The sequence below is a fragment of the Bacteroidia bacterium genome, from assembly GCA_020852255.1.
In the GTDB taxonomy this organism is placed as follows: Bacteria; Bacteroidota; Bacteroidia; order JADZBD01; family JADZBD01; genus JADZBD01.
This window is the reverse complement of the sequence record JADZBD010000003.1, coordinates 1-15720: the sequence shown is the minus strand read 5'-3', so window position 1 is coordinate 15720 and position 15720 is coordinate 1. Positions and strand designations below refer to the sequence as shown.

Annotated in this window: 14 protein-coding genes; all 14 read right to left on the bottom strand. The window is 48.3% G+C overall.

What is annotated here, in order from left to right; all coding sequences use genetic code 11:
- Positions 1-18 precede the first annotated feature (18 nt).
- Entirely contained in the window at positions 19-1425 is a 1407-nt protein-coding gene (locus tag IT233_03285) for a hypothetical protein (protein ID MCC7301644.1), read from the bottom strand.
- A 110-nt stretch (positions 1426-1535) separates the two neighbouring features.
- Positions 1536-2861: a hypothetical protein gene (locus IT233_03280; GenBank protein MCC7301643.1), complete on the bottom strand. Its 1326-nt coding sequence runs from the start codon at positions 2859-2861 to the stop codon at positions 1536-1538.
- Between the two features lie 168 nt (positions 2862-3029).
- Positions 3030-3803, bottom strand: coding sequence for an acyl-ACP--UDP-N-acetylglucosamine O-acyltransferase (gene lpxA / locus IT233_03275; GenBank protein ID MCC7301642.1), 774 nt, complete (start codon positions 3801-3803; stop codon positions 3030-3032).
- Complete coding sequence (locus IT233_03270; GenBank protein ID MCC7301641.1) at positions 3775-5199, bottom strand: bifunctional UDP-3-O-[3-hydroxymyristoyl] N-acetylglucosamine deacetylase/3-hydroxyacyl-ACP dehydratase; 1425 nt, start codon at positions 5197-5199, stop codon at positions 3775-3777. The genes lpxA and IT233_03270 overlap by 29 nt, the downstream gene beginning before the upstream one ends.
- 43 nt (positions 5200-5242) lie before the next feature.
- Positions 5243-6298, bottom strand: coding sequence for a UDP-3-O-(3-hydroxymyristoyl)glucosamine N-acyltransferase (gene lpxD, locus IT233_03265; GenBank protein MCC7301640.1), 1056 nt, complete (start codon positions 6296-6298; stop codon positions 5243-5245).
- Positions 6299-6414: 116 nt separating this feature from the next.
- Entirely contained in the window at positions 6415-7044 is a 630-nt protein-coding gene (locus IT233_03260; protein MCC7301639.1) for a TlpA family protein disulfide reductase, read from the bottom strand.
- Between the two features lie 49 nt (positions 7045-7093).
- Positions 7094-8401 (bottom strand): UDP-N-acetylglucosamine 1-carboxyvinyltransferase, encoded by a 1308-nt coding sequence (gene murA / locus IT233_03255; protein MCC7301638.1) that lies wholly within the window; start codon positions 8399-8401, stop codon positions 7094-7096.
- A gap of 1 nt (position 8402) precedes the next feature.
- Positions 8403-8684: an outer membrane protein assembly factor BamE gene (bamE, locus tag IT233_03250; protein MCC7301637.1), complete on the bottom strand. Its 282-nt coding sequence runs from the start codon at positions 8682-8684 to the stop codon at positions 8403-8405.
- A gap of 1 nt (position 8685) precedes the next feature.
- A complete protein-coding gene (locus IT233_03245; GenBank protein ID MCC7301636.1) occupies positions 8686-9324 on the bottom strand; it encodes a DUF4290 domain-containing protein in 639 nt (212 codons plus the stop codon).
- 39 nt (positions 9325-9363) lie between these two features.
- Positions 9364-11487, bottom strand: coding sequence for a polyribonucleotide nucleotidyltransferase (pnp, locus tag IT233_03240; protein MCC7301635.1), 2124 nt, complete (start codon positions 11485-11487; stop codon positions 9364-9366).
- Between the two features lie 84 nt (positions 11488-11571).
- Complete coding sequence (rpsO, locus tag IT233_03235; GenBank protein MCC7301634.1) at positions 11572-11841, bottom strand: 30S ribosomal protein S15; 270 nt, start codon at positions 11839-11841, stop codon at positions 11572-11574.
- A gap of 192 nt (positions 11842-12033) precedes the next feature.
- Positions 12034-13770 carry a M28 family peptidase gene (locus tag IT233_03230; protein MCC7301633.1) on the bottom strand — a complete coding sequence of 579 codons (1737 nt, stop codon included), beginning with the start codon at positions 13768-13770 and terminating at the stop codon, positions 12034-12036.
- The gene (locus IT233_03225) at positions 13767-15104 is read right to left on the bottom strand and encodes a T9SS type A sorting domain-containing protein (protein ID MCC7301632.1); all 1338 of its coding nucleotides are present in this window, start codon (positions 15102-15104) and stop codon (positions 13767-13769) included. Before IT233_03225 ends, IT233_03230 begins: the two co-directional genes overlap by 4 nt.
- A gap of 2 nt (positions 15105-15106) precedes the next feature.
- Positions 15107-15712, bottom strand: coding sequence for a T9SS type A sorting domain-containing protein (locus IT233_03220; GenBank protein ID MCC7301631.1), 606 nt, complete (start codon positions 15710-15712; stop codon positions 15107-15109).
- Positions 15713-15720: the final 8 nt, after the last annotated feature.

The window sequence follows — 15720 nt, the reverse complement described above, 5'->3', positions numbered from 1 at the left end:
TGTCGACGAAGCAGTAAATTACTGATACCACTGCTGCTTCGTGATCATCAATGCTTCTTGTACGGTAATCCTGGTGCCGGAGTTATAAGCAGTTACGAAAGCATCTCCAACACCCTTATTCCTAATACCATTGCGGTGATCCCTGGCTCCTTTATAGGTGTTGAATTTTCCCACGGTGAGCTTGGTCCATCCTTCGTGATTTTCCCAATTGATGTTTTCCGTGATACCATACCGGTTTTGAAAATAGGTGTTATCCGGTGCTGTACTCCGCAGGGCGCATATCTGGACTTTGTAAGCAACATTGGTATTGGTGGGAGGAGGGTCGGGGGTAGTAATAGTAGTGGTATTATTATTAGTAGTAGTAGTAGTGGTGTTAGTGTTAGTAGTGTCAGGTGGTGTAGTGGTGTTGTTGGGATTATTTTGGCTTGTATTTGTGGTAGTGGTCACCGTGTTGGTGGAGGACTCGCGCGTTACGTTAACGAATGAAGGAGTGAGGATGATCTTCTTAGGTTCATCGTTCTCAACGTAAGAGAAAACGCCTTCAATAGTAAGTGAGCCGGAGGCAGAGGCATCCGGGCGAAGTTTATAAGTAATGGTGAATGTTTCATCCGAGGGAACATTCTCCCAAACAATTTTCACTTTCTGATCCAGAAAACTGAAGGATCCCCCTCTGGATTCTGCTGCTAATGCAGTGAGTCCTTCCGGAATCACATCCTGAAAGCGTGCGAAACCTTTTAATCCGCCTTTATTGATCGTTACTTCAACCAGAAACTCTTCGCCGGCTTTCACTTCACCGGGTAGTTTTCTTGATGCGGTAACGTTCACAGGAGGAGCGGAGCTTTTCTGATCGCCGGTGGGAGGAGGGTCGGGGGTAGTATTATTAGTAGTAGTAGTGGGAGTGGTGTCAGGGGGAGGTGGGGTGTTATTCTCCGGCGGCGTATTGGTGGTGGTGGTGGTGGGCTGAGGGTCGGGAGGCGGAGGAGCTGAAACCGTTTCTGTTTTGCCTATTTCGATTTCGATTGGAGGAATGTCTGCGAAGGTCTTGTTATTATCTACCAGGTAGGAGAATTTGCCGGAAAGCGTCACTTTTCCCGTATTACCCTGCGGCGGTGTAAGCTTCAGGCTTACCTTAATTTCTTCCTGCGAAGGAAGACTGGTCCAGGTGAATCGTACGGTGGTACCGCTCATTTTAAAGTCAGCTCCTCCCTTTTCACCTGGCGCAGCGGTGAAACCGCCCGGCAGTTCCATTTTTAGCTGGGCAAATCCGGCTATGCTTCCCTTTTTGATATTGACTTCCACGGTGAATTCCTGGCCGGGTTCTGCCTGTTTGGGGGCATTAACGGAGAGGTTTACATCGGGCGAGAAAAAGGCATTGTAAATAAGAATCCCGGTAAAGTTTAGCAGCAGTACAGCATACTTTATCATATAGCGCGTATTAAGGTTTCATGCCTAAAATTCCGGGGGACCGAACCTGCTTCCTTTTTCGGGGAGCAGGCTGGTTCGCCATTGGCGATGAAACTTACGCGCCTGCTACCCTACTGCTCGAAGAAGAAATCGATCAGCCGGTGTATTTTCTCAACTGTATAATCAGTTGATCCGTCAAAGAAGGCATCAATCATTCCGTTGATTTCGGAAGATGAAATAATGCCGTCTTTATTCGTATCAGCTGACTGAAATTCTGCCGGGATATTAGAAGTGACCTTGAGCTGTTGCTCATTGACCTTCTTCTGTTCCACAATTTGTTTGTCGATCTCCTTTAGGGTTTCGGTGGATGGTTTTTCCACCACTACTTGTTCCCTGACATTGGAGAGTGAGTCCTTGATCCTGTTAAGTTCCGCGATTCGGGCGTCGGTCAGCATGATTCCGTGTTCATCTACTGCCACTCCCTTTTTTGAATCTGCCTCTTTGTCTTTGTAGTCCGGAACACCATCGTCATCTGCATCGGGCGGGCAACCTTTGCCGTTTACCTTCACGCCCTTTTCAGTACCCTGACAATAATCTTCTGTGTCTGTTACTCCGTCTCCGTCCTCATCCATGTTCATAATGGCCTTCCAGTCAACGTTGGAGTATCGTTCATTTTCGGCTTTCTTGTCTGAATTGCCAAAGTGGAACCGGAGCCCTACCCAGTTATACCAGTAGTTGTCTTTACCGGCATCAACTTTATTATCAATTTCATCCGAAAAGGTAATATGCCAGGCGGTATTGAGGTTCACCTCTATATGTTTGTTCACCTTCAATTTGAATCCTAAGCCGGCCGGTATTGAAAAGGTGGTCAGTCCTTTTTGCAGCGAAGTCTCAAAAGTGTAATCGCGCTTGATATGGCGGGAGATGAATTCATTTCCGGGAGCTTCCGGAAGATCGCGGATACTTCCATCTGTCCAGTAGTAATACGGCAGACCATTTGCGTCCTTCAGGTCGGTATTTACATCGCCCATGAAGTAGTTAAAGCCTGTAAATACATAGGGGGCAACAGGAAATTCTGCGTCCATAATGGCCCCGTTGTCCAGATAGAAGGTGAGTCCGAGTCCGAACTGTTTGAACTTTGTTTCGAAGTTCAGGTTCAGCGTGGTGTCCTGGGACCGTTGTTCTTTCCCGAGAGAACCCATCGTTACATTGACAGAAATTCCCAGCATGTTTTTAATGCGCTGTTCAACAGATAGCGAGTATCCGCTGCGGATCGCAGAGAAAGCACTGGCAGGATTTTCCTTACCAACATCGCCGTGGAAGGTGAGCATTCCGGCGCCGATTCCCAGTGAGGGATAAACTTTCGGCGGTTTCGGTGCGGGTGTAGGTGTTTGGGCAGATAGTGAACCCATAGTGGTGATCACCATCGCTGAAAACAATACGGACGTTTTCAACATCGTTTTTCGATTTGATTGTACTTAATTGAGACTAAGCACAATAAAAATACGACAAATTGCCCAATAGGGGGAAAGGCTCCCATTACACAAAACTATTTCAACAGGAGGGGCGATCTGAGGCGTAAGTGCCTCAGTTGCAAACAGGTAATTGTTAATAAGGGAAAGGGGTCAGGACATGCCCCTCATGATACCGTCCCGGGAGCTCCGTATGAACTCCAGTATTTGGGCTTTTTCGGGAGATTCCGGGGCCTCCTGTTCAATGATGGAGAGGGCGTTGGATACATTATGTCCGCGCACATACAGGGTCCGGTAGATGTCTTCGATGGCGAGAATGGATTCGTTGGAGAATCCTCTGCGGCGGAGACCTACGGAATTTACGCCTACATATGAAAGGGGTTCACGTGCGGCTTTCACAAAGGGCGGCACATTTTTCCGCACTCCTGTTTGTCCGGAAACAAAGGAATGCGCGCCGATTCGCACGAACTGACTTACGCCAACATAACCTTCCAGTATCACATGATCTTCGATCAGCACATGACCTGCAAGGTTAACACTGTTGGCAAGAATGATGTTATTCCCCAGGGTACAGTCGTGTGCGATATGAACATAAGCCATCAGCAGGCATTGGTTACCGATAACCGTTTTCCAGCGGTCCTGTGTGCCGCGGTTAATGGTCACACATTCACGGATGGTCGTATGATCTCCGATTTCTGTAGTGGTTTCTTCACCTGCGAATTTGAGGTCCTGAGGAATGGCGGAAACTGAAGCTCCCGGAAAAATGCGGCAGTTTTTTCCGATTCTTGCACCGGGAAAAATTACCGCGCCCGAGGCTACCCATGTGCCGTCGCCGATCACGGTATTTTCGTGAATCACGGCGAAGGGATCAATGCGGCATCCTTTGCCGATCTTAGCGTCAGGATGAATGTACGAGAGCTGGCTCACCGGGATTTTTCACTTTTACGATTTGTGCCATCAGCTCCGCTTCCAGCACCGGTTTTCCATTTACATAAGCCACCCCGCGCATCTGACAAATGCCCCTGCGGATGGGGGCCATAAGGCGAAGGAGGAAAACCATGGTGTCGCCGGGCAACACTTTTTGCTTGAATTTTACCCCGTCTATTTTCATGAAGTAGGTAAGATAATTCTCGGGGTCGGGAACGGTTTTCAAAACCAGAACACCTCCCACCTGGGCCATAGTTTCCACTTGTATTACCCCCGGCATCACAGGTGCTCCCGGAAAGTGTCCGGCAAAAAAGGGCTCATTCATCGCCACATTTTTTACACCAACCACGTGCTCCTTGCTCATCTCCATGATCTTGTCCACGAAAAGAAACGGCGAACGGTGGGGAAGAATCTTCATGATGTCGTTGATGTCGTAGAGCGGCTTACCGGACAAATCATAGTGAAATTCATCTTTTCTGGACTTTTCCGCTTTTATGACCTCTTTGATTTTTCCTGCGAACGAAACATTTCCGGCATGACCCGGACGGGCGGCGAGAATATGCGCTTTCACAGGCATTCCCACCAGCGCAAGATCGCCTACAATGTCTAACAGTTTATGCCGGGCAGGCTCATTATAGAAATGCAGTTTCGTATTGTTGAGAACACCCCGGCCTTTCACTTCCACGCTCTCCTTGTTAAATACCTTTCTCAAATGATTAAGCCGGTCATCCGGGATAGGCTTATCCACCATCACAATGGCATTATCCAGATCGCCGCCTTTAATGAGGTTATGCTGCAGCAGCATTTCCAGCTCATGCAGAAACACAAAAGTCCGGCACATGGAGATCTGATCCTTGAACTCTTTCAGATGGTACATGCTGGCATGTTGCGTTCCTAGGAGGTCGCTGTTGTAATCCACCATTACGGTGATGCGGAAGTCGTCCTGAGGTACGGCAAGCATCTCCACCTTTTTTTGAGGATCTTCAAAGGTGAGATTGTGTTTCAGTTCAAAATATACTCTTTCGGCATTCTGCTCGGCTATACCCGCTTTTTCGATCGCGTGCACAAACGGTTTGGAACTGCCGTCGAGGATGGGTACTTCGGGGCCGTCCACATCAATAAAACAGTTGTCTACTTCCATTCCGAGCAATGCGGCCAGCACATGCTCTGTGGTGCTGATGGAGGCCCCGTTCTGCTCCAGTTTGGTTCCGCGGGCAGTATCCTTCACATTATCGGCATCAGCGAGAATGGACGGGCATCCTTCCAGGTCGGTTCTGCGGAAAACGAACCACGTGTTTTCCGGAGCCGGGTTAAGCGTGAGGGTGCACACCTTTCCGGTATGCAGTCCAACGCCTTTCACACTCACCGGCTGCTTAAGGGTACGTTGATTTGGCATGGGTCAAAGGTAGGAGGAATCCCGGAATTAAATGAAAGTGGAATTACTTGCTTTCCTGCAGGGACTTTAATTCCTGAAGAAGTCCTTCCAGGTCCTTGATTCTTTTAGCAATTTCGGGGAAGTTCCTGAAATGAACATAGGACCGCTTGTATTCTCCGATGGAAAAAGCCGGTGAACCCTGAATGGTTGTATTGGGTTCTGTGATGTTTTGTGTAACACCGGACTGAGCGGCGATCTTCGTGCCGTCGGCAATGCGGAGATGTCCTACAATCCCAACCTGGCCACCGATCATGCAGTTCTTTCCGATCTTGGTGCTTCCGGCGATACCGGTTTGAGCTACGATCACCGTATTCTCACCTACCTCCGCATTGTGGCCTATCTGAATAAGATTGTCCAGCTTGGCACCCTTTCGGATAAGGGTGGAGCCCAGGGTGGCACGGTCGATTGTGGTATTGGCACCAATTTCCACGTGATCTTCTATGATTACGTTGCCGAGGTGGAGAATCTTGGAATAATTATTTTCCGCATTGGGAAAAAATCCGAACCCGTCTCCGCCGATTACAACCCCGGCGTGCAGTGTTACGTGATTTCCCAGAACAGAGTCGGCGTAGATGCGTGTGCCGGGATAGAGAAGGCAGTCATCCCCGATCTTTACATTATCTGCGATCATCACTCCCTGATAGATCCTGCTGTTCTTGCCGATGCGCACATTTTCCCCGATGTAGGTGAGATCTCCAATAAATACATTCTCACCGACCTGGGCAGAAGGGGCTACTACGGCCGAAGCAGCAATGCCCGCTTTGGGAACGCGGGTTTTGGCATACATTTCCAGCAACTTGCTGAAGGCGGCGCGTGGATCAGCCACGCGTACAAGGGTGCAGCCGGAAGGAACCGGCCGAGCGGGCTTAAAATCCCTGTTCACGATCACAACGCTTGCCAGGGTATCATAGAGGTACTTCTCGTACTCCATTTTCTCCAGGAAGCACAATCCTCCCTTTACGCCTTCCTCAATGCGGGTAAGCGTATGAACCGAGATGTCGGGATTTCCCTCCACCTGTCCTTCCAGTAACGCAGCAATCTGAGAAGCAGGGAATTGCATCTACCAAATATAGCGATTTTTCCCCAACCTGAAAAGGGGAATCCTCTCATTTATCAATATATAGATGTGAAAAATGTAAAAGGGTTTACTGCCGGCAGAAAATATTTCCGGTTCCCTTATTTTTTAACCCGGTATTTCTCCAATTCCTGCTCCAGTGCGGGTCCGCGAAGGTTCTTGGCAATAATTACACCGCGGCCGTTGATCAGGAAGTTGGCAGGAATAGAAGACACGCCGTAAAGAGCAGAGGCGGAGGTACTCCATCCTTTTAGCTCAGAACCGTGATAGGGCCAGTTCAGTTTATCTTTTTCGATTGCGGCCATCCACTTGTCTTTGGTTTGGTCCAGCGAAACATTAAAAACGATAAATTTTTTGCCATTGGTAAACGTTTCATTCCTGTATTTCTCGTGAGCCGCCACTACGGCAGGGTTTTCCATTCTGCAGGGTCCGCACCAGCTGGCCCAGAAGTCAATGAGTACAAGGTTTCCGCTCAGGGAGGAGAGTTTGAGTACACTGTCTTTGAACAAACCTGAAATGCCATCTCCGGGAGGAATATCTCCCTTGCCTCCAGGGTTAGGAAAGCTTTTCGCTTTGGGAGTCTTCACGATTATCTCCGGAGCGATTTGTCCGATAGCCGGACCAATGGTTTGCTGACGATGAGAGAAAATAGTACTCATCAGACTAATACAGAGGAGCGTGAGCGCTACGGTATAGAGAAGTGTTTTCATCCGGGGTCGGTAGTCTGTCATCGGAGCAAAGATAAGGCCAAAGTGGCAAGCAAGGCGTTAAACAATGTTATTACTCTTTCCGGGTAATAAGGGCACCCAGAGATTTGAGTCGCGTGTCAATATTCTGATATCCGCGATCGATCTGGTTGATATTGAAGATGGTACTTTTTCCTTCAGCGGAAAGTGCTGCTATCAGAAGGGATACGCCGGCGCGGATGTCGGGAGAGGCCATGGAAATTCCGCGCAGGTTGTATTTTCTTCCCAGTCCGATCACTGTTGCCCGGTGGGGGTCACACAGAATGATCTGTGCACCCATATCAATCAGTTTATCTACAAAGAAAAGGCGGCTTTCAAACATTTTCTGATGAATCAGCACACTTCCTTTAGCCTGTGTGGCGGTTACGAGCACAATAGAGATCAGGTCGGGAGTAAATCCCGGCCATGGTGCGTCTGCGATGGTCATGATAGAACCGTCAATGAACGTTTCTATCTCATAGGATTCCTGCGAAGGGATGAACATATCATCGCCGCGCTGTTCAATCCGGATGCCCAATCGCCGGAACGTATTGGGAATAACACCCAGATTTTCCCAGGAAACATTTTTTATTGTGATCTCGCCCTGGGTCATGGCGGCCAGCCCGATAAAACTTCCCACTTCTATCATATCGGGCAGGCAGCGGTGTTCGGTGCCTTTCAATTCTCTGACGCCCTCGATGGTCAGCAGGTTGGAACCGATGCCGGATATTTTTGCTCCCATACGGTTGAGCATCTTGCACAGTTGCTGCAGGTAAGGTTCACAGGCGGCATTGTAGATAATCGTGGTTCCTTTTGCCATCACAGCGGCCATAAGAATGTTGGCTGTACCGGTTACCGAGGCTTCGTCCAGCAGCATGTATGCTCCTTTCAGGTCAGAGGCCTCCACCTTATAAAACTCGCTTTTGTTGTCGTAAATAAATTTTGCTCCGAGTGTCTGGAATCCGATAAAGTGCGTGTCCATTCTCCTTCGGCCGATCTTGTCGCCACCGGGTTTTGGAATATATCCTTTTCCGTAACGGGCAAGCAGCGGGCCGATGATCATCACCGAACCGCGGAGTCCGCCTCCCTTTGTTCTGAATTCTTCCGAATTCAGGTGATCAATATTCACATGATCTGCCTGAAAGGTGTATTGTTCATGACCGCTCTTTTCTACTTTTACTCCCAGGTCGCGCAGCAATTGGATCAGTTTGTTCACATCCACGATATCGGGGATATTGCTGATCGTAACTTTTTCCGGTGTGAGAAGTACGGCGGAAATAACCTGCAGCGCTTCGTTCTTGGCGCCCTGCGGCAGCACTTCCCCTTTTAGTTTTTTACCTCCGGTGATTTCGAAAATGGCCATATTACGGAGCGTTCTGAAGTTCGCGCATAAGGGCATCCAAATCAGGAATTACTTCCTGTACCTGTCCGTCTTTCCAGATAAGGCCCTGGTTGGATCCGTATTGCCAGAGCGTAATACTTTCAACAGTGCCATCGTTGCCCATACGGCTGGCGGGAAATACCTCGTCAGGGTTACCCATAATTTCGATCACTTGCTGCTGGGTCATCCCGGGTTTAACTTTATCAATATCACCACCGTCGCAGGAAAGGAGAACGAGGGTCAGGCACAGGAGGACGACACGCATCTCAGTACTTTTTACGGAATTTGCCGCGTTTGTGAAATTGTTTTTTCCCTCCGAAGCCACTGCCCTGCTGAGGCCGTTGCTTGTTCTGAATTATGATATCCTGAGTAGCCTTGAAATTAAATGACTCATCCAGTTTCAGTTTTCCTTTGGAGAGTTCTTTTAGGTGCTGCACAATCACTTCATCGTTCACACTGTCGCGGTTCCAGTTCAGGTAGTGCCGTTTCATAAGGTTGGCGAGCAACTCTACAAAATACTTCTTCATGTCGCCGTCCGGCATTTCGGCACCTTCGTTAATCAGCTTTTCCACAATGCGTCCGTAGTGCTTGTAGCGAATGTCGAGGGAGGGATATTTCATCCGATCGGGTTTCGACTGGAATGTCTCCCTGCTGGGTTTCGTATAGGGAGCATCCACATCGAGATCAAAGTCGGCCATTACAAAAAGATGATCCCACAATTTGTGTTTGAAATCAGGTACATCTCTTAGTTGCGGATTCAGGGTTCCCATTACGGTGATGATGGAATTTGCACAGCGGTTTCGCTCATCCCTGTTTTTAATGGCCTTGCAGTGCATTACCATCTTGTGTACGTGCCGGCCGTATTCTGCCAGAGTAAGGTGAGGCTGTTGTGTGTTGTATTCCATATCGGACCAGGTAAGGACTAAGATAATAATTTCCGCGTTTTAGCTTTGCTTTTCGGGTTTAGGGAGCAGGGCCTTCCGGGAAAGTTTCACTTTTCCGGTCTTGGGATCTACCCCTATCAGTTTTACCTGTATGCGGTCTCCTTCTTTAAGAACCCCGTCGAGGGATTCCAGGCGTCGGTGTTCTACTTCGCTGATGTGCAGGAGTCCGTCCTTGCCTGGCATGAATTCCACAAACGCGCCGAAGTTGAGGATACTTTTTACTTTTCCTTCGTAGACTTCGCCTACTTCCGGAACCGCAGTGATGGCTTTGATGCGTTTCAGTGCCGCGTCAATACCTTCTTTATTATCGGAAGCAATGTCGATCATTCCAACGCCGTCTTTTTCTTCGATCACGATCACGGTATTGGTTTCGCGCTGCATTTCCTGTATCACTTTGCCGCCCGGCCCGATCACAGCGCCGATGAATTCCTTGGGTATAGTGATCTGGATGAGTCGGGGCGCATGGGGCTTGTAATCTTCCCGTGGTTTTTCAATGGCTTTTGTCATTTCTTTCAGGATGTGCATACGGCCGCGCTTGGCCTGTTCCAGTGCCTGTTCCATTACTTCGTAGGGAAGCCCGTCTACCTTCAGATCCATTTGGCAGGCAACAATTCCGTTTTCGGTGCCGCATACCTTGAAATCCATGTCTCCCAGGTGATCTTCATCGCCGAGAATATCTGAAAGAATGGCGAAGCGTTTGGTCTTATTGTCTGTTATCAGACCCATTGCGATACCGGATACCGGTTTTTTAATCTGGACACCGCAATCCATGAGGGCGAGTGTTCCTGCGCATACAGTAGCCATCGAGGAGCTTCCGTTGGATTCGAGGATATCGGAAACGATGCGGATGGTGTACGGATTTTCTGAAGGGATTACCCGCTTGAGGGCTCGCTGTGCCAGGTTCCCGTGTCCGGTTTCACGGCGGGAAGTGCCGCGGTTGGGCTTCACTTCTCCTGTGGAAAACCCGGGAAAATTGTAATGCAGGAAGAAATTATTGGATCCCTGTAAAATAGCTCCGTCTATGGTAAGCGTGTCCATCTTGGTACCCAGCGTAACGCTGGTAAGCGACTGGGTCTCTCCGCGTGTAAAGAGTGCAGAGCCGTGTGCAGATGGAAGATAATCCACCTCGCACCAGATGGGACGAATATCTGTGGTTTTTCTGCCGTCCAGTCGAACGCCTTTATCCAGCACCGCGTTCCGCATGGCATCCTTTTCCACATCGTGGTAATACCGTTTCGCCAGTGATTCCACCTTAGCTCTTTCTTCTTCGCTGTAGGAGGAGAGGAATTCTTCCAGTGCCTTACCAAATGCTTCCTTGCGTTCGGATTTGTTGGGGTTGGCAGACTGTGCTACGGCATACGCCTTCGCGTAGAGTTCTTTCTTTACCTTCTCGCGAAGGGTCTCGTCATGTGTTTCGTGGGAGTATTCCCTCTTTTTTCCTTTTCCTGCTTTTTTGGCAAATTCCTTAATGGCGAAGATCTGCTTCCGGATGGCCTCATGCGCAAACTTGATCGCAGCGATCATATCGTGTTCTGCAATTTCTTTCATTTCTCCTTCCACCATCACAATGTCCTTCTCTGATGCGGCCACGATCATATCAATGTCCGAATTCTCCATGTCGGAGATGGTCGGGTTAATCCGGAACTCCCCGTTGATCCGTGATACTCTAACTTCACTGATGGGGCCATTGAACGGAATGTCGGAGAGCTCGAGGGCAGCGGAGGCAGCCAAACAGCAGAAACAGTCCGGTAACTGGTTCCTGTCGCCGGAAATCAGGGAGATCATCACCTGCGTATCTGCATGGTAGTTATCAGGGAAGAGCGGCCGTAAGGCACGGTCCACGAGGCGACAGATTAGTACCTCATAATCCGAGAGTTTTGCTTCCCGTTTGAAGAATCCGCCGGGATATCTTCCTGTTGCGGCAAATTTTTCCTGATAATCAACGGTGAGCGGCATGAAGTCAACGCCGTCTTTTGCATTTTTTGCAGACACAGCGGTAGCAAGCAGCATGGTATTGCCGCAACGAAGTACAACGGCGCCATCAGCCTGCTTGGCAAGTTTTCCTGTCTCGAGGATCACGGTACGTCCGTCTCCTAAATCAATGGTATGTGAAATGGGATTCATTTTCTTTTTTTTAAGGGTAAAATAGAAGTAAGCGCCAAAAGCACCGCGAGGGTGCATGGTGGGAACTTACTTTAACAACATTTATTATTTGCGGATATCAAGTTCCTTGATGATCGCACGGTAGCGGGTAATGTCCGTACGACGAAGGTAGTCCAGCAGGCTCTTGCGCTTTCCCACCAGATTGATGAGGGAACGCTGGGTGTTCATGTCCTTCTTTTTGGATTCGAGGTGACTCGTGAGATGATTGATACGATGGGTGAAAAGCGCGATCTGCGCTTCGGCAGCTCCGCTGTTCTTTTCGTTCCCTCCGTGCTTCTTGAAGAAATCTTTCTTTTTTTCTGTGGTCAGATACATTGGTTTGATCATTTTGGCGGACCTTCCGCCGGTTTTTGTTTTTCTTTATTTAGGCCGGCAAAGATAGCCAATCTGCGCCTATTACCAAGCTGAGGATGAAGATTTTATATAGCAGCCCGAGTTCCGTTTCCGGGCGGGAATGAGTTATAAGTGTTTGATTATAAGAAGGATATAATCAATGCCTTTCAGGAATCAGTTCGCGAAAGTCATGGTTCTGCTTCCCACCGTTTTTCCTTCTACCTCCAGCTTCCAGGTAAGAATGCCGGTCATTCCATATCCATGTTCATAAAGCACCTCATTCATGCCGGCATTGATCTGTACGATTATTCTTCGAAGTTCCTTTCCAGCGATATCATGTATAAACAGGGTTCCTTTTATACCGCCCCTGGTTGAATAGAACGTGAGCCAGGTGGCTTCGTCAAAGGGATTCGGTTTGTTGTACATCAGCTCTATGTCTTTTGAGCCGTGCAGTACATCACCGGTGCTGCTTACGTTGATGAGTCGTTCCACAGACGGCACGCTTTCTACAGAATCTGCATCCACCGACATTACCTGCACATAAATGTTGAAATTAGTCGGCGGCACCACCGTGAAAGTATCAATCAGTGTATTGGTCATTGTAAAAACAGTATCCCAGTCGTGCGTAGAGGTTCGGATTCCGACGCGGTATTGCCCATACTGAGTTTGCTGGGTGACCTGCACCCGGATCTGGTTCACTCCTATAGCAGTCACCTGAAAATCGGGTTGCTTCGGGCCAAGTGCGCACATGGCAAGGGCATTTCCGTTGATCACGGCATTTCGCTTCAGATAATTGAAATCAACAAAAAAGCTGTCCACCACCTGGTCGTTGTTCGTATCTACTCCTAATGTATCCCGTGTGGTATGCTGCCTGTCGGCATAACTCATGTTGCTGACATTGGCATCTCCGTGTTCATTGGCGGAGGTAAGACGCATGGCAGTATAGTTGTGCTGTCGGAAAGGAATGTGATCGCCGCCCCTGCCGGTACGGTCTTCCGGACTCATAATATTGATGATGTTAGGATAAGCGAGGTACGGAATCAGCTGTTCCTTGTATTCCAGTTTGATAAATCGGCAGTATCCTTTATGAGGCGAGTTAAAACTTCCGTAGGAGAAAAGACGGACGTTGGTGGAGTCAATATGGTTCAGGAAAGGGCAGGAGGGAGGGGAGGATGTTTGTCCGCATATAATCCCGCCAATCACATCGTTATTCTGTACGGCTTTCATCAGAATTCCTTTTTGCTGCACGTAATCAGCAAATGCTTCTGCGCCGTACAGCCCTTGCTCTTCGCCGATAGTAGCTACAAAAACAATCGTATGTTTGAATGTAAATTTAGACATCACACGGGCTAATTCCATTACTAATGCTGTTCCGCTGGCATTGTCTTCAATTCCTTGTGCATTGCAGTTGATGTCGCAGGAGCCTTCACATCGGCTGTCGATGTGCCCTTCAATGAGCAGAATGGATTTATCTGTAGTGTCGCTTCCGGGGAGCACACAAAATATGTTCCGGTGCTGGCTCATGGAACAGATACTCTGGTTGAATTGCAGATACGATGGAATGAGTCTGTTTTCGCTGGAGGCGGAAAACTGCTGAAATTTGGAATAGACCCAGCGTCTGGCAGCGCCCACCCCCGTTATATTGCTTAGTGTATCTGCTCCGGTATTCCGGTTGCGAAAGGTAGAAAGCTGAATGATATAGGCTTTAAGAGAATCCGGATTGACCCACTGATTAATTTTCCGGCTGATACTGTCGGGGTGCGTAATGGGTGTGACTTGTGCGTAGGTGGCGGGATTGTAGTTTCCAAGCATGATCTGCTCTGCCAGCGGATTGGTGGAAAGGATGTTGGTGGACTGGGAAAAAGATTCAAGAATCAAGAATAAAAGGAACAAAAGGGCTAATTGTTTCATCGGACTATGATTAGTTTTTTACTTTTTGTGATTACGTCTTCCTGCTCCATGCAAACAAAATAAATCCCCGGGCTTAAATCACTAACCTTAATGTTCATTTCTTCTGATCCTTCCTCTAACTTTATAACCTTCATGGTTTGCCCCAGGTTATTCATGAGCCTCGCCTTTGAATCTTGAATCTTGATGGCTGAATATGTTATGGTGATTTCTTCTGCTGAGGGATTAGGAAAAATGTTCCAGGAAATAGTATCTTCATTCAAATTGTTAATCCCCACCGTTAAGCAATTTGGCCCCATGCAGGCGATGTATTTGATGGTGCTGGTGTCTACCTGGGTGAAACCTCCCACTACATATAAATTACCGCTGAATGCTTTAATATCTAAAATTGTTGCATTGAAATCAGAAACAGAGCTCCAATCGTTCCCGTCCCATTTGGCTAAAAATTTAATGGTGTCGCCATTATAGATGGTCCATCCCGCAACTCCAGATGCATACAGGTCACCATTATACATCTCTAATGATTCTCCTGCAGGAACACTATCCGTACCCATGGCTGACCAAATAGTATCATTCCATGCTCCAACTCCAAGTAAAGGAGTTACACCAGATGCTCCGAAACCCCCACCTGCATATAAAAAATTTCGAATAGTATCTGCAACCATTGCACCAACAGCCCCGGTCAATCCCGCCGCTACGCTATCCCATTGCATTCCATCCCAGCGGGCAATGTTGTAAGCGGTAACACCACCGGCGTTGTTGAACATGCCACCAACGTATAGTTTTCCGTTGTAAACGCTCATGGCATAAACTGTAGGAATGCTCCCAGTAACACCGCTGCCCACCGCGCTCCAGTTTGTGCCGTTCCATTTGGCTATGCGGTTGCAGGGTACTCCGCCCATTACCGTAAAATCTCCCCCCGCATAGAGTTCTCCGTTGTAAACGCAGAGGGAGTAAACCCAGCCTGATGCTTGTGCATTTCCTGCGGTTTTCCACTGTGAACCGTCCCATCGGGCAATGATTATTGTGGAAGGAGCACCGCCCATATCAATAAAATTTCCACCTGCATAAAGCTCACCATTATACTCAGTCATGGCCAATGGTATTCCGCTGGTAGTTCCAGTACCCATTGCTGCCCAGTTCCCATTATAGCAAGCCACCCTGCTTGCATTAACCCCGCCAATTTGACTAAAATATCCTGCGGCTGTCAGTTTTCCGCTAAATACTCCGAGACAGGATGGATAGGTGTCTGTATTATTATTGTTAACAGAAAACCATTGCTGCGATGACAAGGTTTGAAACAGAACAAGAAAAAATGCGCTAATAGTTGTTTTCATGATTATTTTATTACTACCAGTTTACGTTTGGAAACAATTTCTCCGTCTATCTCCATTTCATGGAGATACACCCCGGACTGCAATGCCGAAACATTCAGCTCAAGGGTATGAGCTCCTTCTTTTATTACCGTTTCTGATAAAATCTTTCCGCTCAGCTCTGTTACCCGTATGTACCCGCCGCTGCCTGAAGGGAGTGAATAGGGGATAAACACCTTATCCCGGGCAGGGTTTGGAAAACAATTTCCCAGGTATTCATTCTCCGCGTTTTTTTCCTGTATGCTCTGCTCGCTTGTTCTCAGATTATTTGCAGTGGGAAAGATCAGTTCGCATTCATACCCAAACAATAATTTCAGGATGGTACAGGCATTTAAGGTAAGGTTATGAAAATGAGCAGTATCCGAAAGGATGTTAGGCGGCTCAACCGCCAGGTTCATGCATTGTCCTGTGGCTACAAAGCTGAACCAGGCCGTATCCTGCCCCGGCGGCTGGGAGAATCCGAAAGAAGTTTCCTGGGAAATAGTGTCGAGGTGAATAGCACCCGTACAGAGGTTGTTTTGAGCGTTTAGGGAGCCGGTAAAAATGGTGAGAAGGATAACGAAGTATCGCATACGGATAA

What these genes read in the sequence shown, in the direction of transcription:
- IT233_03225 (MCC7301632.1), bottom strand. Translation starts at nt 15,104, where the DNA reads ATGAAAACAACTATTAGCGCATTTTTTCTTGTTCTGTTTCAAACCTTG.
- IT233_03280 (MCC7301643.1), bottom strand. Translation starts at nt 2,861, where the DNA reads ATGTTGAAAACGTCCGTATTGTTTTCAGCGATGGTGATCACCACTATG.
- murA (MCC7301638.1), bottom strand. Translation starts at nt 8,401, where the DNA reads ATGGCCATTTTCGAAATCACCGGAGGTAAAAAACTAAAAGGGGAAGTG.
- IT233_03245 (MCC7301636.1), bottom strand. Translation starts at nt 9,324, where the DNA reads ATGGAATACAACACACAACAGCCTCACCTTACTCTGGCAGAATACGGC.
- IT233_03230 (MCC7301633.1), bottom strand. Translation starts at nt 13,770, where the DNA reads ATGAAACAATTAGCCCTTTTGTTCCTTTTATTCTTGATTCTTGAATCT.
- IT233_03285 (MCC7301644.1), bottom strand. Translation starts at nt 1,425, where the DNA reads ATGATAAAGTATGCTGTACTGCTGCTAAACTTTACCGGGATTCTTATT.
- IT233_03260 (MCC7301639.1), bottom strand. Translation starts at nt 7,044, where the DNA reads ATGACAGACTACCGACCCCGGATGAAAACACTTCTCTATACCGTAGCG.
- IT233_03220 (MCC7301631.1), bottom strand. Translation starts at nt 15,712, where the DNA reads ATGCGATACTTCGTTATCCTTCTCACCATTTTTACCGGCTCCCTAAAC.
- lpxD (MCC7301640.1), bottom strand. Translation starts at nt 6,298, where the DNA reads ATGCAATTCCCTGCTTCTCAGATTGCTGCGTTACTGGAAGGACAGGTG.
- rpsO (MCC7301634.1), bottom strand. Translation starts at nt 11,841, where the DNA reads ATGTATCTGACCACAGAAAAAAAGAAAGATTTCTTCAAGAAGCACGGA.
- IT233_03270 (MCC7301641.1), bottom strand. Translation starts at nt 5,199, where the DNA reads ATGCCAAATCAACGTACCCTTAAGCAGCCGGTGAGTGTGAAAGGCGTT.
- bamE (MCC7301637.1), bottom strand. Translation starts at nt 8,684, where the DNA reads ATGCGTGTCGTCCTCCTGTGCCTGACCCTCGTTCTCCTTTCCTGCGAC.
- pnp (MCC7301635.1), bottom strand. Translation starts at nt 11,487, where the DNA reads ATGAATCCCATTTCACATACCATTGATTTAGGAGACGGACGTACCGTG.